Source organism: Hyphomonas sp. (assembly GCF_022844445.1).
Lineage (GTDB): Bacteria > Pseudomonadota > Alphaproteobacteria > Caulobacterales > Hyphomonadaceae > Hyphomonas.
The window spans coordinates 45,661-66,241 of the sequence record NZ_JALHLS010000016.1 but is presented as its reverse complement, the minus strand read 5'-3'; the positions used below and the strand labels follow the sequence as shown (position 1 = coordinate 66,241).

Genomic DNA, 20,581 nt, shown 5'->3' with positions numbered 1-20,581 from the left:
CATGTCTGAAAAGATCTACGGCCTCATCGGCTGCGGCATGATGGGGACCGAGCACCTGCTCAATGTGTCCCGCCTGGACGGCGCGAAATTCGGGGTCGTTTACGATCCGCTGCCGGACAATGCGGCGCGCGCAGCCCAGCTTGCGGGCGGCGCCCGCGTGGCAAGCTCGGTCGCCGACCTGCTGGCCCATCCGGGTCTGGACGCGGTCGTGATCTGCAGCCCCAATTTCTGCCATCTTGACCAGCTCGAAGAGATTGCCCGGATCCGGCCCCTGCCGATCCTCTGCGAAAAACCGCTCTATACAAGGTCCGGGGATGCTGCGCGCGTCGCCGCCTTTGCGGCGGCCTACAAGCCTCCGGTCTGGGTGGCGATGGAATACCGCTATATGCCGCCCATCGAGGCCCTGCTGGCCGATGTCCATGCGGCGACCGGCGGGGTCAAGATGCTGACGCTGCGCGAGCACAGGATTCCCTTCCTTAAAAAGTATGGGGACTGGAACCGGTTCAATGCCAACACGGGCGGCACGCTGGTCGAGAAATGCTGCCACTTCTTCGACCTGATGCGGCTGATCATCGGGTCCGAGCCTGTCCGGGTCATGGCGAGCGCCGGCCAGATGGTGAACCATCTTGACGAAGTCTATGACGGGAAAACCTCGGACATCTGGGATGGCGGCTATGCGATCTTCGATTTTGCCTGCGGCGCGCGCGCGCTGCTTGAGCTCTGCATGTTCGCGGACGGCACCAAATGGAACGAGGAGATTTCCTGCGTCGGCCCGGTGGGCAAGATCGAATGCCGGATCCCCGGTCCGCAGCGGTTCTGGCCGGCGCATCTCGGAGAGTCGCCCGTCCCGGAACTCTCGCTCTATCCAAGGCATCCGAAGAACCCGTCCACGCGTCTCCTGCCGATAGATCCGGAGCTGTCCAGGATCGGGGACCATCATGGGTCGACCTTTACCCAGCACGCCAGATTCCTCGAGGTCGTGTGCGGGCGCGGCGCCGTAGAGGTCAGCCTGGAAGACGGTGCGAAAGCCGTCCGGATGGGGCTTGCCGCTCAGGAAGCGGCCCGCCGCAACAGCGTGCTCGACCTTGGCTGACGCATCCGCTGTCTTTAGCCGCCTGGGCGCCCGTGCCGGCGAATTGCTGCCGGGTTGCCTTGTCGCTGTCCTCGTCGCGATGGCGGCCCAGTTCGTGTCGGAGCATTATGGTGCGCCGGCGATGCTGATGGCGCTCCTGTTCGGGATGGCGCTGAACTTTCTCAGTGAGCCTGGCTCGGCCGCATCGGCGGGGATCGCGTTCACGGCCCGCGACGTTCTGAAGTTCGGTGTGTTCCTGCTGGGCGCGCGCATCAGCCTGGAACTTGTCACTGGCCTTGGCTGGGAAATGTTCCTGCTTGTCGGCGCCGCAACCGTGGCGACCATCCTGTTTGGCTTTCTCGCCGGCCGGATCCTGAAGATCCGCGCCGCCTTTGCGGTCCTGACCGCCGGGGCAACCGCCATCTGCGGGGCATCGGCGGCCCTTGCGATACACTGCGTGCTGCCTCAGTCCGAGCGCTCGGATGAAGAGCTTACCTTTACCGTCCTGGCCGTCACGCTCCTGTCGACGGTGGCGATGATCTTCTACCCAATCGCCCTGTCGATGGCCGGGTTCCCGGACAGTACAGCCGGCGCCTTTCTCGGCGCCACGATCCACGATGTGGCCCAGGTCGTCGGCGCCGGATTCTCGATTTCGGACGAAGCCGGCAAGACCGCCACGCTGGTCAAGCTGACCCGGGTGGCGCTGCTTGCGCCGGTGGTGATCGTGCTCGCGCTGATGTTCCAGGCGCGCCGGGCTGGCCCGGAGGGCGGCGGCAGGGTCACAACGCCCTTGCTGCCGCTTTTCGTGGCAGGCTTCCTGATCCTGGCGGCCGTCAATTCGGCGGGCTTGCTGGCGCCGCCGGTCAAGGAAGCGGCGATCCAGGTGTCGCGCTGGGCCTTGCTGGCGGCGATCGCGGCGGTGGGCCTCAAGAGTTCGCTGAAGTCGATGACGATGCTCGGCCCGGTCGCGGTCGCGCTGGTCATCGCCGAGACCCTTTTCCTGGCCGGGTTCGTCTTTCTGGGCCTCACCCTGATCGGATAAACCCGCCCGGTGCCGGCGTCAGCCGGGGGCGATCAGAATTGATACACAATTCATATAGTATGTGGACGCGTCCGCAAACTTCTGCCAGCCTAGGGGGCAATAACGGGCAAGTCAGAAAGCCCGCCTGGGAGGAAAAACAAATGTCTGATGCCCGCAAACCTGCGGTATTCGCTGGCGTGCTCGCCGCGACCACTTCGATTTTCACACTCGCTTTTGCTCTGCCGGCCGCCGCGCAGGAAGCAGAAACCGAAGCCGGCCTGGTGCTCGGTTCGGTGACGGTGACGGCGCAAAAGGTCGAAGAGGACCTCCAGAGTGTTCCAATCGCAGTCACCTCGGTATCGGGTGACTTGCTCGAATCCAGCGGCACGAGCAGCCTGGAGAATATCGGCGACCTTGTGCCCTCGGTGACGTTCCGCAAGGGGACGACGAACGCCAACAGCGCTCTGGTCATGCGCGGTGTCGGCACCATCAGTTTCTCGGTCGCGGCCGAGCCGAGCGTCTCCACCGTGGTTGACGGGATCGTGCTCAGCCGGTCCGGCCAGTCTTTCATCGATCTTGTGGACGTTGACCGCATCGAGGTCCTGCGCGGCCCGCAAGGCACCCTCTTCGGTAAGAATGCCTCGGCAGGCCTGATCAACATCGTGTCGAAAGGCGGATCCGCCACGCCGGAAGGAGAACTTTCGGCCGCTTATTTTGAAGGCGACGAATACCGGCTGCGCGGCACCGTTGCAGGTCCGCTCTCGGCCGATGGCAGCCTGTCCGGCCGCCTGACCGGCTTCTATAGCGAATTCGACGGCAATATCCGCAACAAGTTCGACGACGATATGATCAACGGGTTCCAGCATCAGGGCCTGCGCGGCATCCTCGACTATGACGCAGGCGGTGGACGCTATCGTCTGATTGCGGACTATTTCGAGGCGGATGATGATTGCTGCGCTGAGGTCACGGGTGTGTCGCGCGGCGTGCTCGACCCCGAACTCGGGTTCCTGCTCGACGGCGAGGATACGCGCGTCGTCAACCATAACCTCGTCACCGAAAGCCTGGACGAGCAGCTCAGCCTTACCGCCAGCGGGGAATGGGACGTCCTCGGCGGCCATACCTTCAGCCTGATCGGCGGCTGGAGGAACTGGAAGAATACCGAGATCCGGGAAGGCGATTTCCTGCCGCGCGCGGTTGTCGGAACGCCTCAGCTTCATGACCTGGGCGTTGTCGAGACAGATCAGTACTCGCTCGAGGCCCGGCTTGCATCGCCGCAGGATCAGGCCTTCCGTTACCAGATTGGCGCCTTTGTCTGGAACTCCGAAAACGCGCAGGACTTCACGCGGGAAGTCATCAGCTGCGCGGCGTCGACCTTGCCGGTTGATCCGGCCACCGGGCGCACGCCCTGCAATCTCGCCGACACGGTCAATACGCTCTTCCCGACGGCAACGTCACGCAGCGATGTCACGGCCGATAACCTCGCCCTGTTCGGACAGGCTGACTATGACCTGACCGAAAAGCTGACCCTGTCGGCCGGCCTTCGGTTCACGCAGGACGAGCTTGATTACACCCATACCCGCGCACCGGGCGTCAATGCGGCGACCGGCCTTCCCGCCACAGGCCCCGGCGTGTCCGGCAGCCCGGCCGGCGGCACGCTCCTCAGCGGCGGTAACGGAACGAATACCTCCTCGGGCGATTCCTCCAACGACAACTTTTCCGGCAAGCTGGTGGCGTCTTATCAGGCCACGGACAGTTTCATGCTCTATGGCGGATATACCCGTGGCTATAAGGGGCCGGCCTTCAACGTCTTCTTCAATCACACGGCGCCCACAAACGCGATCCCGATTGATGAGGAGACCTCGGACAGCTTCGAGATCGGGTTCAAGTCCCGGTTCGCAGCCGACCGGGTCCAGCTCAACGCCTCCCTGTTCAGTGCCACCTATGACGGCTTCCAGGCGAACAACTTCGTGCTGCTCAACGGCGCGGTGGTTACCAACCTGACCAATGCCGGTGAAGTGGAGACCCAGGGCTTCGAAGCCGATTTCATCGCCCTGCTCGCCGAAGGCCTTACGGCGCGGGCGGGTGTTGCCTATGCGGATGCAACAGTGAAGGAATTCAATCCCAACCCGCTCACCAACGCGCCGGATGCCCGCAATGGCACGCGTCTTCCCCTGGCACCGGAATGGAGCTGGAACGCCGGTCTCGACTATGAGCGGGAAATCCTGGCCTATCCGGTCTATCTGAGCACCAACTACGCCTACACGGGGGATCAGTTCTCCGACCTTGGTGAAGGCGGCCCGCTGGAGAGCTACGGCGTCCTGAACGCAAGCCTCGGTGTCTCCGACGCGGAAGACCGCTACCGGCTGACCTTCCATGTGCGCAATGCACTCAACGAAAGCTACGTCCTGCTCAACACTTCGGCGGGACAGCGCCTTCACATACCGCGCGACGCAGACCGCTATGTCGGTGTCACGCTTCGGGCAAAACTGTTCTGAGCCTGGTCTGTCTGAGCCTGACACTTTCGAGAACAGGCGCCCGGCTTTTCGAAGCCGGGCGTTTTTCTTTTTGCTGTGCAGCAAGGGCAGGTTTTCGCATCAAGGCTGCAGCTGTCCGGTGATCGCCTGCGTGCGTCGATGCAGCCCTCGTCAACGGATTGGTGTTGCGCGTCACGGCGGCGTGCACAGCAGTCATATCTGCATGTGCCATTGCAGCACACATCCTGACCCTGACGACGGCGGCGCGTCCGGATGTCGCGGAAATTCCTGTCGGTTTCTGAAAATCGCGCCGGTGCCGGTAGGCCTTCTGAAACCCTCCCTTGGTATCTGGCAGCAGCGGAGGAGCGGGCATGAAAGGTATCGTATTCACAGAGTTCCTGGAACATGTGGAAGAGGCTCTCGGGCCCGCCCTCGTGGAACAGGTGATCGAGAGCTGTGATCTCGCCTCAGGGGGCGCCTATACCAGTGTCGGGACCTATCCCTGCGCGGAAATGGGCCAGCTGATTGCAGCGCTTGCCCGCCTTACCGGCCGCGATCCGCAATCCATACTCCACGAGTTTGGCGGCCGGCTCGCTTCGACATTTCATGGGGCCTATCCCGAACACTTCAAGGTACCGGCCTTTTTTGACTTCGTGGAATCGGTCGACACACACATCCACGCTGAGGTCCTGAAGCTTTACCCGGATGCCGAGTTGCCCCGCTTCAACCTCGTCTCGCGCGACGATAGCCGGCTCGTGATCGACTATGTGTCCTCACGCGGGCTCGAGGATCTTGCCTTTGGCCTGTTTCATGGCTGCAGCCGGATATTCGGGGAACCGGTCCATATCACGACCGATGTACGCAGCGATGACGGCCTGAATTCTGTACGCTTTACACTTGCCCGGTAATCATGACGCCTCTGCCCACCGCCCCGCTGCCAGATCTTGAACTTCTGGAAAAACGTGCTTCCCGCGAACGTGCGGCCCGGAAGGAAGCCGAGCGTATTCTGGAGGACAAGTCGCGCGAACTCTACCTCGTCAATGCCTCCCTGATGCAGGCCCGCGAGGCGCTCGAACGCCAGATCAAGGACCTTCAGGTCGAGCGTGACCGGGTGCTGATGATGGCGCGCACCGACCTGCTGACAGGCCTGCCCAATCGCGGCGCGTTGCTTGATCTTCTTGATGAGCGCATCATCCGGCCACGCCCTGCCGGCCAGCATGTCTGGCTCTTTCTCGTCAACCTCCAGCATTTCCAGTTCATCAATGCTGCGATCGGGCCGAGAGGCGGCGATGCGGTCCTGAAGAGGGTCGGCCAGCGACTGCAGGCTGTCGCCGAAGAGCATTCTGCCATCGCCGGACGGTTCAGCGGCACCGAATTCGCCATCGTGCTCGAACGCGAGGCCGAAGGCATGGAAAGCCTCGGAGAAAGACTCCGCGAACTGGTCGAAGCACCAGTACATATCGAAGGGCGGGATGTCCGCATCGAAGTCTCCATGGCCGCTGCCGGCACCAATCTTGCGGCGCCGAACACCAATGCGCTGCGCCTTGCGGCGGACTTTGCGCTTGTCAAATGCCGCAGCGAGAAATCGCCGGGCGTGCGCTGGTTCGACGAGAAGCTTTCGGCAGAAGTCATTCGCCGGCAGGAACTTGAAATACTGCTGCATGCGGCGGTCCAGAGACGCGAGATCGAGGCCTGGTTCCAGCCGATCATACATCCCCGTGATCCCGGCATCATCTCGCTGGAAGTTCTCGCGCGCTGGCCGGAACAGGGCTGCCTGATCACGCCGGGGGAATTCTTCCCGCTTGTCGATGACATGGGCATGCGTGTCGGGCTCGACCGCTGGCTGCTCCGGCGCGCCTGTGAGCAGGCTCTGCCCTGGGTCAGGTCCGGCAAGGTCCGGGACATCTGTGTCAACGTATCCCCGCGCGATCTCATGGTGCCCGGCTTTGCGGAAAGCTTTTCGGCCCAGGTCGTCGCCACCGGGTTCCCGCTCGACCATCTGGTCGTCGAGGTGACCGAGGCCGTCTTCATCGAAAATCTCGACCGGGTGCGCGAACAGCTGCTGGCGCTGACACGGACCGGCGTGCGCATCGCCCTCGATGATTTCGGCACGGGCTATTCCAATCTTCGCTCGCTGGTCGGATTGCCCTTCAGCAAGATCAAGCTCGACCGGTCCCTGATCGCGGACATGGACAGCGGCGAGCGCGTCGCCATGCTGGTCAGCACGCTCGTCCAGTGGTCACGTGCCAGCGATCTGGAGATCGTTGCCGAAGGCGTCGAGACTGAAATGCAGTCGATCCTCCTGAAGTCGCTCGGCTGCACAAGCCTGCAAGGCTACCTCTTCGGCCGCGCGATGTCGGCGCGCAATATTGAAAGACGGCTCGCTCTGCCGAATGCTGAATTCGGAATGGCCGAGGCTGTCTGAGCTGCGGCAGGCTTTATACGCGTTCGCGTATTGGATCACTTTATACGCGAACGCGTATCGCTCGGGGTTGCTGCAGCGCCACAAATTCGCCAGGAGAACGCGCAGCAGAGAACGCGGTTTCGAAGCCTCGTTCTGATGGCGCGGGCAATCTCGCATCGCTGCAGCGACGACCCGTTCAGGTGCGCCGACGTATGCCGCGTCGATCCGCTGTGCAATCAGCTGAACGTAGACGGTTCGTTGGGTCTCGATCAGGCGGCAACCCCGGAAATCTCTTCCCCGAGCGGCTGATCGATCACCCGGTTCACGGCGTTCGGTCTCGAGGGGGGGGCACTGTAGTCGAGGCCAGTTAGCAAGCATTTGCCTGAACAGTCCTGTCTTTCAGAATGAGGGCGGCGTGCAGGACGCTCAGCGCAGGCGGTCTCAGCACGCACTTTTTTCCATAGCCCTGCATTCCTTTTCAAGTCTGCAAGAGGTTACGAATTGCGACCCTCGTCCGTTGTTCTCCCCGAAACCTGCGCTGCTGATGGCGCAGGGCACATGCGGAGGGCAATATGGGGTTCACGGATTATCAGAAGTACCGACGGGTGAGCGCGGCCGTGATTGCGGCGGTCATCTGCGCCGGCCTGCAGGCTGCGTCAGCGGAGCCGGCCAGGGACGCCGACACGGCGGACGTGCAGATTGACGCCGGACCGCTGGGCGACACGCTCCGGACCATCAGCCTGCGGACGGGAACACCCATCATTTTCTCTGAAGACCTCGTCGCCGGCCGTATGGCGCCGGCTCTGGCAGGCCGGTATGCGGGCGGGGCGGCCGTTCGCGCCGCGCTGGCGGGAAGCGGCCTGAAGGTTACGCAGGGAAGAGGCGGCGTGTTGCGGATCGAGGCACCGGCAAGCGCGCCCGAACCGGATGAGGTATCCCGGACCGTGCCGCACCGGCCCTCCGACGGAGATGAAGTGCGCAGGCACGAGGAGGCGGACCTGCGGATTGACCGGGTCACCGTGACCGGCACACGCCTGCGCGGGATCGCGCCGGAAAGTTCGCCGCTGCAGGTGTTCACGCGCGATGACATCCTCGGTTCAGGCGTGACCACGACCGAACAGTTCCTGCGCACCTTGCCGCAGAATTTCGGCGGCGGATCGACAGAGTTCACCACCCGTGGCCTGCCCGATGACGGCAACTCGCAGCGCAACAATACCTATGCGACGGGTGCCAACCTGCGCGGGCTCGGTACCGGCGCGACGCTGACCCTGGTGAACGGCGGGCGTCTTGCCCCCACCTCGACCATCGGGGACTTCGTGGATCTGTCGATGATCCCCGCAACCGCCATCGACCGGATCGAAGTCCTGACCGACGGCGCCTCCTCGATCTATGGCGGTGATGCGGTCGCCGGAGTCGTCAACCTCATCCTGCGGGAAGATTTCGAAGGCGCGGAAACTTCCTTGCGCTACGGATCCGTGACCGAGGGCGATCATGCCGAAACACGGCTTAGCCAGACGCTCGGCGGCGCCTGGTCCGGCGGCAACCTGATGGCGACCTATGAATACCAGGACCGCGACAGTCTGGGACTGTCTGACCGCCCGGGTATTGCTGCGCCGACCCTTGTGAACGGCGGCGCGATCACGGTTGCCGACGCGATCAACCTGCTGCCCGAGCAGACGCGCAGCAGCCTCATCGTGTCCGGCAGCCAGCAGTTCGGCAGCCGGCTGAAGCTGTCTGCCACTGCGCTTTATGCCGACCGCGACGTGAGAAATTCCACGGTGGGGATCGCCAACACGACAACAGTGGCTGACAACGAGATCGGATCGGAAAGTCTCGCGGCCAGCCTCGTGGCGGACTACGTGCTCAGTGATCGCTGGGGTCTGGCCTTTGAAGGCGGCTATAGCGAAATCAGCAGTGACCAGTTCCAGCAGGTTGTCCGGCCGGCGCTAGGCGTACCCGTCCGGGTCCTGACGGACTCCGCGCTCTGGTCGGCCGGGCTGGTCGCCAATGGTGATCTGTTCGACCTGCCGGCGGGGTCTGTCCGGGCCGCGGTCGGGGGCCAGTTCCGCAATGAGACCTTAGAGTCCCGCCAGGTCGGTATGCCGGTCCTGCGGGACGGCGAGCGAGACGTTGCGGCCCTCTTCGGCGAGATCCATGTCCCGGTCATTTCCGAACACAATGCCGTGCCCGGGATCCGCCGTCTCGAAGTGAACCTGTCGGGCCGGTATGACGACTATTCCGATTTCGGGACCACGACCAATCCGAAAGCCGGGATCCTCTGGGCGCCGGTCGAGAACCTGAAGATCCGGTCCTCCTACAGTACATCCTTTGCGCCGCCAAAGCTCGGCCAGTCCGGCGCGCTGGACCGGGGCGTCGGTGTGCTTCCGTATGATTTCATCCGCGGACTCCTCAACATTCCGCTGCCGGCCCCGTCACTGGCGGGCGTCAACTACCTGATCACGGCAGGCACCGCGGCCAATCTCGGACCGGAGACCTCCCGCACGTTCACGGCCGGGTTCGATCTGGACCATGTTGCCGGTCGTCATGATCTGAAGTTCAGCGGGAACTATTACGATATCCGTTTCGAGGACCGGCTCGGTGTCACGCCGGTCCCGGGCAATCTCAATGCGAACTTTGCGCCGGGCTTCGCCTTTGCCAATCCAGGCCTCTTCCCGGAAGGCACAGTGATCTTCTTTCCGGATGCGGATCAAATCAATGCGGTTCTGGCTTCGCTCAACCGGCCCGTGACGTTTGCCGGCGGCGCCACGGCGATCCAGAATATCGGCTTCATCAACAATGTCTCGCTGACGCGCAACCTTGCCTCGACCGAGACGCGCGGTCTGGATGTCGAGGCGGCCTATGAGATGGATGCCGATGTCGGGCAGCTGACAGCCAGGCTCAATGCCAGTTACATCCTGGACTTCAGCCGCCGGGCCTCTGACACGACGCCGACGGTCGATACCCTCAACACGCTGTTCAATCCCGTCGACCTGCACCTGCGCGGGCAGCTCGGGCTCGCCCGCGGCGCGTTCAGTGGCACGCTGTTTGCCAACTATGTCGACAGCTATGCCACCGACAGTACCCAAGCGGCGCGTCCGATCGGGTCCTGGACAACGCTCGACCTTGCGCTGTCCTACCGGTTCGGGCCGGGCGCCGGATGGCTCAGCGATACGGTCATCGGCCTGTCAGCCCAGAACCTCTTCGACCGCGCGCCGCCGGCGACGCCGCCCCAGACGGGGCCCGGGATCACGGGTTATGATCCGGCAAACGCCTCGCCGCTCGGCCGGTTCATCGCGTTCGACATCCGCAAGTCTTTCTGATCGCGCCATGCACCCGCCCTTGCACCAACGCGCTGCCAGGCAAACCTTCCGGTCGCTCCCGGCAAGGGCGGCCTGCGTCCTTCTCCTCCTGGTGCAAGGGTGCGCGGCGGTCATTCCGGCGGTAGAGGCGCAGGTAAAGCGGCCGGCGACTGTCGAGGATGCTCTGTCGGCGGAGTATATCGGGCGGGCGGAATTCTCGCCGGATGGCCGGTGGCTCGCCTATAACCTTGTGCCACCCTATGCGTCCCTGTCGGACTATTCTTACTGGATGCGGGCCAGCGGCCTCAGCGGACACCAGCTCTGGCTGAAGGACCTCAAGGCGGCCGGCCCGCCCCGGCTGCAGCCCGGCCTCGACCCGGCAGTGACCAATTTCCTGTTCGGGATGTCCCCGGACAGCACGCGCGTAGTTGTCATGGAGCATCGGAGGGGCAGGCTGCGGCTCGCCGCCTGCCGGCTGGGCGCTGATGACTGTGTCCGGTTTGATCCGATGCCGGACATTCGCGATCGGTATGCTGCCGGCCTGCAATGGAATGAGCGGCTGGAATGGGTCTCGGAGACGACGTTTGTGATGCCGGTGCGCCGGCCCGACCAGCCCGGTTCCGAGATGCGCAGTCGCGGCGCCGCCGGGACCTTTCTCTGGGAGGCCTGGACCGCGGCCTGGGCGGGCAGGGGCGTGACGGCGTCGGAAGTCCTTAGCACCTCCGGCGACCGCTCGGACGAAGTGGCGGAAGGCGCGCTCGCGGCGTTTGATCTCTCGACCGGTACAGTCCGGATCCTGGCGTCCGGACGCCATGCCGGGGCGCTCGCGTCGCCGGATCGCCGCTTCCTGCTCACGGCGCGTGTCTCGGAGCGGGCGCGCCCGCCATCAGAGGCGGGGCCGGTGGCACGTGAGACCCATCCGATCTTTGACCGGCGGTATGCGCTCCGGATGCTCGATCTGGGCACCGGTACGCTCTCTGAACTCGACGCGCCGTTCCATGTCGATCCGGGATCCTTTACCTGGCGCGCGGATTCCGGTGCGTTTGCCGTCTTCGGCTGGAGCCGGGACGAGGCGCCGGAAGCGGGGCAGTTTTTCGTTTTCGACAGGGACACGCTCCGGCCTGTCGCGGCGACGACCAGCCCATTCCAGTCTACGCCGGGCATCGCCGACCCCGCCTTCCGCTGGTGGCCCGGGCCTGCCCGCGCGGTCCTGCTGGAGGCCGGGCTGATCGTTCACGGCGCGGCGGCGCCGGCCGGCTCAGCGGGCTGGTTCCTGCTCCGGCCGGGCCGCGCCGCAGCAAGCCTTTCCTCGGGGGTCCCGATGCCGCGGGCAGAGCTGGTTGCGGAAACCGGTGCGTCTGTGGTCGCCCTTTCGGAGGACGCGGCCTACCGGCTGATGCCGGGAACGCTCCCGGCACGCTTCGACCTTTCGCCTGCCGGATCAGCCCGGCTTGCGGACTATCGTCCGGATGCGGAGCATGCCTGGTCCCGCGAGGCCTTTCCCATGCCGCGGCTGACCCGGCGCGTCCTGACGCCTGCGCCGCTTCTGGTCCTGCAGGACGCAGGAGGCCATGACATCGCGGTCGGAGAGGTCGGTCCCGGGTCAGTTCCTCTTCCGGGATGGCGGCACGATCTGCCGAAGCCGGGCGGACGTGTCCTGGCGGCCTCCCGCGCGGCAGACGCCGTGCTCGCGACGTTCCGGGACGGGGCCGCGACGCGGCTCGTCCTCTTTCAGGGGGACGGGCAGGGCGATGACCTGGCGCGGATCAATTCCCGTCTCAATGCGGTCGCCGCGCCGATGACGCGGATGGTGCACTATGTCCTGCCCGGCCAGGAGGGCGCCCCGCCGCGACCGGTATCAGCCTGCCTTCTGCTGCCGCCTGGCTTCACGCCGTCGCGGCGCTATCCGGTCCTGATGGAGCTCTACCCCACCGGGACGGGCGGCGATTGCCGGACGATGACCGACAGGCCGGGGGCGGATGCGCTGGCCGGTGACATCTGGGCGGCGCGCGGCTTCATCTATGTCCGCCCGCCATTGCCCCTTGACCTTGCCCGGTCGCCGGATGATCCGCTCGGCCGTCTCGGCCCGCTCATCGACCAGACCATCGACGCCCTGGCGGCGGAAGGGTACGCCGATGCGGACCGGGTCGTCATCTACGGCGCGAGCCAGGGCGGGATCGCTGCACTGGTTGCCGCCGTCCAGTCGGGCCGGCCGGCCGCCATCCTCTCGATGAATGGATGGGCGGACTATTTCAGCCACTATTTCGGCGCGCGCGGACTGATGCGCTACTTTCATCTCGACCAGAACGGCGGAGACAACCGGTGGCGCTATGAATGCCTCGGCGAAGGCGCGTCGCACTTCTGTCCGTTCGGATTCGGGGTCACGCCCCTCGTGGCGCCGGAACTCTATGTGCGCGCGAGCCCGGTCGCGCAGGCGGCCCGTGTGCGTGCGCCGGTCTTCCTCGTCCACTCGGACTTTGATTACTTTGACATGGGCCAGTATGACGAAATGTTCGGCGCGCTCTACCGCGCCGGCAAGGAAGCGCGCTATGTGCGCTATTGGGGGGAGGGGCACGGATTGTCTTCTCCGGACAATATCCGGGACCTGTGGAGGCGGATCGATGCCTTCCTCGAAGAACACATGGATCTTGCGCCCGTTGAACAGGAGCAGCCGCCTGACTGACGCCGTGCGGTCAGTTCAGCGGGCGCCCAGTTCGGTTCTCCAGCGCCTGAGCCAGCACTCGATGACATAGTAGACGAGGATCATCCGCCCGAACGTCTGTGTACGGTAGGCGTCCGGCGTGAGGCAGGCATCTATATCCTGACGCTCCACATACCCGCTGGAGACCAGTTCCCCGTCCCTGAGCGTCTCTGAAATCAGGGCCTGGCTGGCGGTGATCTGCTGGACGAAGAAGCGGGAGGCGTCTCCCTTGGACTGCCTGAGGCGGACGGCGTCAGGGAGCAGGCCTTTCATCGCAAGGCGCGCCAGTCCCCGCGGCCGTCCCCCGGTACAAAGCAGATCGGCGGGCAGCCTGAGGCAGAGCTCGATCAAGGGCTGCGACATCAGGGGGTGCACAAGCGGCGCGGCGCCGGTCGCCGGCAGCGCATTCCGGATCTGGGCCATGTGGACGAGGCTGATGATCTGGCGGAACTTTGCCGGCGCGACACCGTCCGGGCGCCGGGCCCAGGCCGGAAGGAGTTCGGCTGGGTCGAGCCCGGCATGTGCGTGCCGGTTGATGCGGGTCTGCCGGTCCGTGAGGCCGGCGAGGCGCGCCCGCGCGTCTTCCTCGCCGCGCGCCGCGACAGGCAGGACCTCCCGCAGGACCTGCCAGACCGACAGACCAGACAGGCGCGCAGCGTCCTGCAGGACTCTCAGGGTTTCTCTGCCAGGTCCGCAGCGGCGCAGGTAATCTGCAAACAGGAGCGGTGAGCGTGTCTCGAGAAAGAGATGGTCGCCGCCCTGGCCGGTGAACACAACACGCCCGCCCGGCGCGGCGCCGGCGTCCGGCGCTGCCAGCCCAAGGAAGTCCCGGTAGGGACGCGCCGTCGGCGGATATTGTTCCGGGGACGGAAGGCCGCGCGCCGGGTCGACGGCCCGTTCAATGAGGCGCAGGCCCAGGACGGCGGCGACGGAGCGGGCATACTCGGTCTCGGCCGGATCGCCGCCGCCCAGCACGAAGTGCACGCCCTCAACATCGAGTGGTTGTCCGCCGTCCGACAGCATTGCCGCCAAGATTGCTGAATCGAGGCCGCCTGACAGGTTGAGCGCGGTGCTAGGCAGGCTCAGCGCATGGCTCTGCACGACGAAGCGGAGGGTTGCCCTGAGTTCATCAGCGGCCTCTGCTGCCGGACGCCGGTCCGGTTGCCGCCCCAGTTCGCGAGGATCCCAGGCGAGGCACGCCTCGGAGCCCGAACCCGACACCGCGAGGCAGAAACCTGCCTGGAGTTCGCGGACCTCATTCAGTCCTGCCGCGCCGTTCTGGATCTTGTCATAGGCAAGGAGCTGGGAAACGAAGGCGCGGTTGATACTGAGCCCGCGCCGCCAGGCGCGTGGGCACCGCTCCAGGTGCGAGAAGACGCAGGTGACACGCCCGCGCCTTGTGTAGAAGCAGGGGATGGACGAGGCCGGGTCAGCCAGGACCGTCAGCGTGTCTTCGTGCCGGACAAAGGCAACATAACTGCCCCAGAAATCCGTCAGGAGGCGCCTGCCAGACGAGGCGCGGATTGCGGCGGCGGCGTCCGGCGGGACCTGTTGCAGACAGGCGGCCGGCCGCAGCGTCCCTGAACGGGTGAACAGGTGGCCGAACACCGCGCCGGCTCCGCCGAGCGCAAGGAGCTGCGCCCTCGCCAGCGGGGCGGAAAGATCGGCAACGTAAAGCCCGGCCACATCCGACCTGAAAGTCATGGGCGGCTGCCGGGATGGCTCTTCGATGAGGCCGCGCGCCTCATCCAGCGCTTCGGGGCATTCGGGATCCCAGATCAGGGCGATGAAAGCAGACATCGCGGCCAGCCTGCTCAGACAGTCAGGATGGGCCGGTACCCGGCCACGCTGTCCCGGTCCTCGGTCAGCAGGTACCCCTCGCAGGTGACCCAGCAATGGGCGCGGAAGGGAGAGACGCGTACGCCAAAGGTCCAGTCGGCGGCGATACCGTACCGACTGAGAAACCTGACCAGCATCAGGCTCCTGAAAAAGCAGGCGTCATGCGATGAAAAGAACCAGGGCGTCAGCGCATGGAAAGTGCGGGTGAGACAGGCTGTATTCGCGGTCTCCGCGCGCCGCCGTCTTCTGGCGCCGTCTTTCCACCGCCTGGCCGAGGCGAGGAGGCGGTCCAGCCTGCGCCGCTTCGGATCCTGGAGATGGCAAAGCGCGAGGAAGGTGCGCGTGAACAACGCGGCATCCTGCAACCGGATGGGCGCGCCGGGCGTCTCAGGGAGGTTTTCGAAAGACCCTGCTTCGCCGGGTTCGGCGATCTGGTGACCGGCCGGAAGCGGCCTCGGCAGGATGCCGCGCGCGCAAAGGCGCTCTTCGAAGGCGGCGGCCTGCGGGCACAGGGCGCGCGGCGTACCGGCTGCAATCTCGGAAAACCAGCGCGCCTGGTGTCCGGTCAGAACAAAGTACCGGTCCTGGACAGTTTGCAGGAGGACCCAGGTATCGCCGATAAGGCAGGCATGCAGGCTATCTGAAAGGGAGACCGGATCTGTCATCTGTATACGGGCGTTCTTTTTCCGGTCGACCTGCGCCGCCGGGCGGAGGGATGGATATAAAGAAAGGGGAGCATGACGCTCCCCTTTCCGCCTGGACCGTTCAGATCCGCGAGTTGGGGCCGAGTGCAAATTCGACCCCGTCCTGCAGGCCGCCGCGCGTCTCTTCCGAGGCGGAGCCGAGGGCGACCGGCTCAAGTTCATCCGTGGCCGGATGGTCTTTGGTATCAGTATCCATGATCATTCTCCTTTGTTGGGGTGAGTGTCGCTGGCCGGGCGACATGCGGAGAATGTGATCAACCATAAGTAGAGTCAATGCGCGCAAAGGTTAAATTTCTTAAATGAATCAATGCATTGCGCAGCCGCTTTTGGCGCTTATCCGGCCGGATCAGCGCTACGCGTTAGTGTTGGCATCCTGCCTCGGCTCAACTGTCTCCCAGGTCCGGTCCGGCCCAGCGAGGAAGCACGATGGAAGGACTGCTGCAGGACAAAGGCAGGGGTGACTGGCGCAGGAGGCCTGCCGCCTTCTTTCTGTCGCCCGCGAGCAGGGCGGCGCGGGCCCGCATCGCCGCATAATAAGCGCGGACATGGCAATCGGTGCCGAACAGGGCCGGCGAACTGACTGCCGACGCGAAGACCTGGTCCGGGGTACGCCAGCTCGCCCCGTAAAGCGCGGCGAGGTAGCCTTCCGCCTGTCCAGGGACGGTCCAGGTCCGGCCACCATAGCCGGCTTGCGCGAGCCCGAAGGCGGGCAGGCGCCATTGGATGTCGCCGGGCAGGTCGCTGACCCCGAAGGTCACGTGCCTTTCATCCGCATCATGGACGAAGATATCTATGGCGACGCCCCTGTGGCGGATTCCGAAATACCGGTCGCCCGGCCGTGCCGGCCGGGGCAGGAACAACGCGGCGTGCGTTCTGAGCACGCCGGCGATATCCGGGCCGCCGGACGCTTCGCGGATCACACCGATGTCCAGATCTCGGTCGTGCGCCAGAGGGCCTGCGTTCCGGTGAAAGCCGAGCAGGGTGCCGGCCGCCAGGAACGCCGTGATCCCGGCAGCCGACAGGATGTCCAGGATATCGATCAGCGCGCGCGTGGCCGCACCCGGATGGAAGGTGTGCGGCTGCCTGCCGGCGGCTGCAGGTTCAGGCAGGGCGCCGAGCAGCCGGCAAGCCTCAGCATAGGCTTCGGCGAAGCGCCCGTCCTGATAGAGCGCCCGGGCAAGCTGCAGGCTCGCCATGGGAGCGCCGCTGACCCGTCCGGCGCGGCCGCTGAAGAGCGCGGCCGCGTCACCTGGCCGGCGCGCGGCCATCAGCGCCTGCGCGGCGGCGTCCAGCCGCCACCGAGGCCGATCCGTGTCCCGGCACAGACAGGCCAGCGCCTCCGCGGCCGCGTCGATCGCAATCGTGCGCTCGGCCTCGTCCGGAGAAAGGTCGGCAACCGAGTTCCAGGCCCGCCAGGAAAGCGGGTTGGAAGCCGTCAGTGTACGGAAAACATTCAAGGCAGTTTCCCGGTCGCCCAGAGCCTGCAACGCCAGGCCGCGGCCAAGGGCTGCGCCTTCATGGTGCGGCTTGCTTTCAAGGAGCAGGTCGAAGCTGGTGAGGGCGGCCGCCGGACAGCCGGCGCGCAGCTGGGCAGCGCCAAAAGCGTAGCGCGCCAGCGTATGATCTGGCCGCACCGACAGGAACCGGCCCAGCGGCGCCAGCGCGGCAGCAGGCTCGCCGGCCCTGATCAGCGTCAGTCCGGCATGCAATCCGTCATCGGGCGCCTCGCCTGTTGCTCCGGTGTGTTCCTTGTCGCTGGCCATGAGGGTTCGTTTTGATTCAAGTGTCTCGATTTTGGTATCTATTATAAATAGAAATAAAAAGCAACCAAAGCGATCTTGAGAATTTCACGCGCGGCGCGCGCACGTGCAGCCCATCCTAGACGGGTTACGATTTGCGACTTACGATTGTTGATGGGTGTACCTACTGTTTCAGGTAAGTCGCGGAGGGGAAGATGAAGGAGACCGGACCCGGAAATGTCAGCCCGCGTTCGCCGTCTGATGTGGACAGGCTGGTGGGCGAGAATGTCCGTAAGCTGCGTACGCAGCGCAACCTCACCCTGGCCCAGCTTGCAGGTGAGCTTGGCATCAGCCACCAGCAGCTCCAGAAATATGAGACTGGCATGAACCGGCTCAGCGCCGGCACGCTCTGCAATGTTGCCGCCGCCCTCTGCGTCCCGATCGAGGCGCTTTTTCTCGCGCAAGCCCAGGCGGTTTCGAAGGCGACGAGCCGGAAAGACGCCATCCTTGCCGAGCTGCGCACCGAAGGCAGCTACTGGCTGAACCGGTCCCAGTCGGAACAGACGCTCCGCCAGATGGTCCAGGTCCTGAAAGCCTTGTCGTCGGACACCTGACCACGCGACGGCCTGCTGCCTCGCGGCGCGAAAGAGGCGCCCATATACTCAGCAGGCGGACGGTTTTTCCGGTTGTTTGTTTGAAGTCTACGGGCGCAATCGTGTTCTTGTCAAGATAGAAATATCGTCTAGTATCATGGCTGGCACAGGAGCAGGCGCATGCGCGACTATGATGGTTCTGCTGTCCTTGCGGCGATCCGGTCGATCAACTCGGCCGAAACGCCGAGGGCCACGATCGCTGCGCTGTCCTCGTTCATAGAAGGGTATGGGTTCGAGCGGATCTTCCTTGGCCAGCTCGTCAATCCGGCCAATGTGCCGCTCAAGGACATCCTCTATGTCTCGGACTGGCCCGAGGAGCTGCAAGCCCGCCGGCGCAGCCAGATGGCGATCCTGCATGATCCGATCGCGCTCTGCGCCCTGCGCTCCAAACGCCCGTTCACCTGGGCCGAGGCGCGGGCGCATGCCTCCAGCATGGGCCGCAGGGTCGTCGACATGGTCCATGACTACGGCATCACCCACGGGATGATGTTTCCGATGCACGCTTTGCAGAGCATATCGGGCGGCGTCTCACTGGGCGGCCCTTGCAAGACGGAGCTGTCGGTACTCCAGGTTTCTGAACTCGAGATCGTATGCCAGACAGCCTACTACCATCTTGAAGCGATGCTCGGTCCCTTTCCCTACCAGAGGCTCGCTGAGCTTTCCTGCCGCGAGACCGAGTGCGTCCAGTTTGCGGCAGCCGGCAAGTCGAACTGGGAAATTGCAAGGATACTTGGCGTCGAGGAGGACACGGTCAAGAAGACGCTGGGGCGGGCAGGGACCAAGCTCCAAGCGGTCAACAGGGCCCATATCGTTGCGACTGCAATCGCGCGCCATCTCATCTTTCCATGACAAGTCCCTGAAAGGGGACATTACGCGCAGACGTATGGCGCGCACATTCGGCCTGCCGAAAGGGAGGCAGTTTGATGTTCAAGATCATTTCTCCGGGCAGCCGAAGTCAGCATGCCGGACTCATCCAGGCGATGCATGAGATGCGCCACCGGGTCGTTGTCTGCGAATGGGGGTGGGAGATACCGGGAAGCCGCGCCGGTTTCGAAGCCGACCAGTTTGATACCGACGAGACGGCTTATGTCCTTGTACAGAATGAAGACGGCGAGGTGGTCGCCTGCGTGCGCCTCAATCCGACGACGCAGCCGCACATGCTGAGCGATCTCTTCGCCGACTATTGCGACCTGCAGCCCTGGCCGGTTGGCCCGGATGTCTGGGAATGCTCCCGCTACGTGACGGAGCGTTCTAAGTTCCGCGACCCGGTCGAGGATTTCGAGGTCAGGTGCCGGCTCGGAATCGGGCTGACGGTCTATTGTATCGACCACGGAATAACGCGTCTCAGCTGGCTTACTCACCAGAAGTTCTACAATCTTGTCCAGAAGGTCTGGAGGACCGAACCCCTGGGCCTGCCGCGGCGCAGCGAAGGCGACTGGGCCTGGATTGCCGCAGTCTCTCAGATCGATCTCGCAACGCTGGACCGCCAGCTTGACCGGCTCCGGAATGCCGAGGCGATCGTGGCAGCCTATATGGCGCCGAAAATCGCCGCTCAGTTCGAGAGGGCCGTCTGATGCCGGCGTTCAACGGACGGGTATCGGGCGCTGACTACGACGCTTTCATAAGGGACGGCGTCCTCTGCCTTCGGGATGCGCTGACACCGGAAGAGATCAGTCACCTGAGGGGCGCCGTAGATCGCCAGATTGCGGCCTTGGGCGTTTCGAGGACGGGCTATGATTTTGAAGCGCTGGCGCGGCAGGTCTGGGACGAAGGCCGGCCGGTCGAGACCGGCGCCGCCGACAGGTTCGACATGAGGCGGATGAAGGACATGGTGCGCGCGGATGCCTGGGCGCGTCCCTTGCAGGAAGCGCCCGGGGATCACGGCGAAGGGATGTTCTTCTATGATGTTGCCGCATGGAAGCATGACCGCGGCGTGCGCCAGGTCGCGTTCGATTCCGCGTTGCCGGAGATCGCCGCCCATCTGATGGACGCGGCCTACGTCAATTTCTGGGAAGACACGACGTTTGTGAAGGCGCCGCATACGCGCCAGAAGACGGCGTTCCACCAAGACCTCGCCTACTTCCAGATCGAAGGCGACCAGTGTGTCGTGGTCTGGATTCCGCTCGATCCGGCAACCCTCGAGAACGGGGTCATGCAGTATGTGCGCGGATCGCACCTTTGGGGCGAGACCTATGCACCTAACGTGTTCGTCTCGCAGACACCTTTTGCCTCTTCACCGGAGAAACGCTGCCCGGACATAGAAGGTGCGCCGGAAAAGTATGACATTGTGTCGTTCGACGTGGAGCCCGGTGATGTGATCATCCACCACGTGAAAACCGTGCACGGAGCAGGTGGCAATCCGACAGGCAGCTGGCGGCGGGCGGTGTCGCTGCGGTATTGCGGAGACCGGGCGCGCTACTTTGACCGGCCGGGCGCAATCGCGCAGGTGGGCGTCTCGCACACCCTGAAGGATGGGGACCGCCTGTTTGCGGCGGACTATCCTGTTGTGTGGCCGAAGCCATGGCCGCAGATGCGGCTGGCCGATTTGTTCAGGCTGCCGGAAGACAGCTAGCTGGGTGTGGCTGGCGGGCTGCCCGGCCAAGGCGGAGACGACATCTTTTTTCGCCGGCAGCTAGAGTGCGACCGGGCAGGATCGGCCGGGTGGGATTTCCGGG

The 20,581-nt window shown here is 64.5% G+C and carries 15 protein-coding genes; 11 read left to right on the top strand and 4 right to left on the bottom strand.

Annotation, left to right across the window (positions count from 1 at the left end; all coding sequences use genetic code 11):
- Nucleotide 1: 1 nt before the first annotated feature.
- The 7 genes from Q0C17_RS15515 to Q0C17_RS15485 all read left to right on the top strand — a co-directional run bounded on the left by Q0C17_RS15515 (nt 2) and on the right by Q0C17_RS15485 (nt 12,953).
- Nucleotides 2-1,093, top strand: a complete 1,092-nt coding sequence (locus tag Q0C17_RS15515) for a Gfo/Idh/MocA family oxidoreductase (protein ID WP_291208189.1) — start codon at nt 2-4, stop codon at nt 1,091-1,093.
- The gene (locus Q0C17_RS15510; protein WP_291208187.1) at nt 1,086-2,114 is read left to right on the top strand and encodes a putative sulfate exporter family transporter; all 1,029 of its coding nucleotides are present in this window, start codon (nt 1,086-1,088) and stop codon (nt 2,112-2,114) included. Before Q0C17_RS15515 ends, Q0C17_RS15510 begins: the two co-directional genes overlap by 8 nt.
- Before the next feature lie 140 nt (nt 2,115-2,254).
- A complete protein-coding gene (locus Q0C17_RS15505; protein ID WP_291208185.1) occupies nt 2,255-4,588 on the top strand; it encodes a TonB-dependent receptor in 2,334 nt (777 codons plus the stop codon).
- 350 nt (nt 4,589-4,938) lie between these two features.
- Nucleotides 4,939-5,475 carry a heme NO-binding domain-containing protein gene (locus Q0C17_RS15500; protein WP_291208183.1) on the top strand — a complete coding sequence of 179 codons (537 nt, stop codon included), beginning with the start codon at nt 4,939-4,941 and terminating at the stop codon, nt 5,473-5,475.
- 2 nt (nt 5,476-5,477) lie between these two features.
- Nucleotides 5,478-6,992, top strand: a complete 1,515-nt coding sequence (locus Q0C17_RS15495) for an EAL domain-containing protein (protein WP_291208181.1) — start codon at nt 5,478-5,480, stop codon at nt 6,990-6,992.
- Between the two features lie 551 nt (nt 6,993-7,543).
- A complete protein-coding gene (locus Q0C17_RS15490) occupies nt 7,544-10,291 on the top strand; it encodes a TonB-dependent receptor (protein ID WP_291208179.1) in 2,748 nt (915 codons plus the stop codon).
- 7 nt (nt 10,292-10,298) lie between these two features.
- Nucleotides 10,299-12,953 carry a prolyl oligopeptidase family serine peptidase gene (locus Q0C17_RS15485; RefSeq protein WP_291208177.1) on the top strand — a complete coding sequence of 885 codons (2,655 nt, stop codon included), beginning with the start codon at nt 10,299-10,301 and terminating at the stop codon, nt 12,951-12,953.
- A 15-nt stretch (nt 12,954-12,968) separates the two neighbouring features.
- Here the strand turns inward: Q0C17_RS15485 and Q0C17_RS15480 are convergent, their stop codons facing one another.
- The 4 genes from Q0C17_RS15480 to Q0C17_RS15465 all read right to left on the bottom strand — a co-directional run bounded on the left by Q0C17_RS15480 (nt 12,969) and on the right by Q0C17_RS15465 (nt 17,277).
- On the bottom strand, nt 12,969-14,771 hold the full coding sequence (locus Q0C17_RS15480) for an asparagine synthase C-terminal domain-containing protein (protein ID WP_291208175.1): 1,803 nt from the start codon (nt 14,769-14,771) through the stop codon (nt 12,969-12,971).
- A 14-nt stretch (nt 14,772-14,785) separates the two neighbouring features.
- Complete coding sequence (locus tag Q0C17_RS15475; RefSeq protein WP_291208174.1) at nt 14,786-15,475, bottom strand: lasso peptide biosynthesis B2 protein; 690 nt, start codon at nt 15,473-15,475, stop codon at nt 14,786-14,788.
- A 100-nt stretch (nt 15,476-15,575) separates the two neighbouring features.
- Nucleotides 15,576-15,710: a hypothetical protein gene (locus Q0C17_RS15470; protein WP_291208173.1), complete on the bottom strand. Its 135-nt coding sequence runs from the start codon at nt 15,708-15,710 to the stop codon at nt 15,576-15,578.
- Nucleotides 15,711-15,897: 187 nt separating this feature from the next.
- Nucleotides 15,898-17,277 (bottom strand): tetratricopeptide repeat protein, encoded by a 1,380-nt coding sequence (locus tag Q0C17_RS15465; RefSeq protein WP_291208171.1) that lies wholly within the window; start codon nt 17,275-17,277, stop codon nt 15,898-15,900.
- 191 nt (nt 17,278-17,468) lie between these two features.
- Between Q0C17_RS15465 and Q0C17_RS15460 the strand changes: the two genes are divergently transcribed.
- The 4 genes from Q0C17_RS15460 (at nt 17,469) to Q0C17_RS15445 (ending at nt 20,478) form a co-directional block, all read left to right on the top strand.
- Entirely contained in the window at nt 17,469-17,867 is a 399-nt protein-coding gene (locus Q0C17_RS15460) for a helix-turn-helix transcriptional regulator (RefSeq protein WP_291208169.1), read from the top strand.
- Between the two features lie 159 nt (nt 17,868-18,026).
- The gene (locus tag Q0C17_RS15455) at nt 18,027-18,755 is read left to right on the top strand and encodes a LuxR family transcriptional regulator (protein ID WP_291208167.1); all 729 of its coding nucleotides are present in this window, start codon (nt 18,027-18,029) and stop codon (nt 18,753-18,755) included.
- 74 nt (nt 18,756-18,829) lie between these two features.
- Nucleotides 18,830-19,480 (top strand): acyl-homoserine-lactone synthase, encoded by a 651-nt coding sequence (locus Q0C17_RS15450; RefSeq protein ID WP_291208165.1) that lies wholly within the window; start codon nt 18,830-18,832, stop codon nt 19,478-19,480.
- Nucleotides 19,480-20,478, top strand: a complete 999-nt coding sequence (locus Q0C17_RS15445) for a phytanoyl-CoA dioxygenase family protein (protein ID WP_291208163.1) — start codon at nt 19,480-19,482, stop codon at nt 20,476-20,478. Before Q0C17_RS15450 ends, Q0C17_RS15445 begins: the two co-directional genes overlap by 1 nt.
- Nucleotides 20,479-20,581 lie beyond the last annotated feature (103 nt).

What these genes read in the sequence shown, in the direction of transcription:
- Q0C17_RS15460 (WP_291208169.1), top strand. Translation starts at nt 17,469, where the DNA reads ATGAAGGAGACCGGACCCGGAAATGTCAGCCCGCGTTCGCCGTCTGAT.
- Q0C17_RS15500 (WP_291208183.1), top strand. Translation starts at nt 4,939, where the DNA reads ATGAAAGGTATCGTATTCACAGAGTTCCTGGAACATGTGGAAGAGGCT.
- Q0C17_RS15465 (WP_291208171.1), bottom strand. Translation starts at nt 17,277, where the DNA reads ATGGCCAGCGACAAGGAACACACCGGAGCAACAGGCGAGGCGCCCGAT.
- Q0C17_RS15455 (WP_291208167.1), top strand. Translation starts at nt 18,027, where the DNA reads ATGCGCGACTATGATGGTTCTGCTGTCCTTGCGGCGATCCGGTCGATC.
- Q0C17_RS15505 (WP_291208185.1), top strand. Translation starts at nt 2,255, where the DNA reads ATGTCTGATGCCCGCAAACCTGCGGTATTCGCTGGCGTGCTCGCCGCG.
- Q0C17_RS15475 (WP_291208174.1), bottom strand. Translation starts at nt 15,475, where the DNA reads ATGACAGATCCGGTCTCCCTTTCAGATAGCCTGCATGCCTGCCTTATC.
- Q0C17_RS15480 (WP_291208175.1), bottom strand. Translation starts at nt 14,771, where the DNA reads ATGTCTGCTTTCATCGCCCTGATCTGGGATCCCGAATGCCCCGAAGCG.
- Q0C17_RS15470 (WP_291208173.1), bottom strand. Translation starts at nt 15,710, where the DNA reads ATGGATACTGATACCAAAGACCATCCGGCCACGGATGAACTTGAGCCG.
- Q0C17_RS15485 (WP_291208177.1), top strand. Translation starts at nt 10,299, where the DNA reads ATGCACCCGCCCTTGCACCAACGCGCTGCCAGGCAAACCTTCCGGTCG.
- Q0C17_RS15445 (WP_291208163.1), top strand. Translation starts at nt 19,480, where the DNA reads ATGCCGGCGTTCAACGGACGGGTATCGGGCGCTGACTACGACGCTTTC.
- Q0C17_RS15450 (WP_291208165.1), top strand. Translation starts at nt 18,830, where the DNA reads ATGTTCAAGATCATTTCTCCGGGCAGCCGAAGTCAGCATGCCGGACTC.
- Q0C17_RS15495 (WP_291208181.1), top strand. Translation starts at nt 5,478, where the DNA reads ATGACGCCTCTGCCCACCGCCCCGCTGCCAGATCTTGAACTTCTGGAA.
- Q0C17_RS15490 (WP_291208179.1), top strand. Translation starts at nt 7,544, where the DNA reads ATGGGGTTCACGGATTATCAGAAGTACCGACGGGTGAGCGCGGCCGTG.
- Q0C17_RS15515 (WP_291208189.1), top strand. Translation starts at nt 2, where the DNA reads ATGTCTGAAAAGATCTACGGCCTCATCGGCTGCGGCATGATGGGGACC.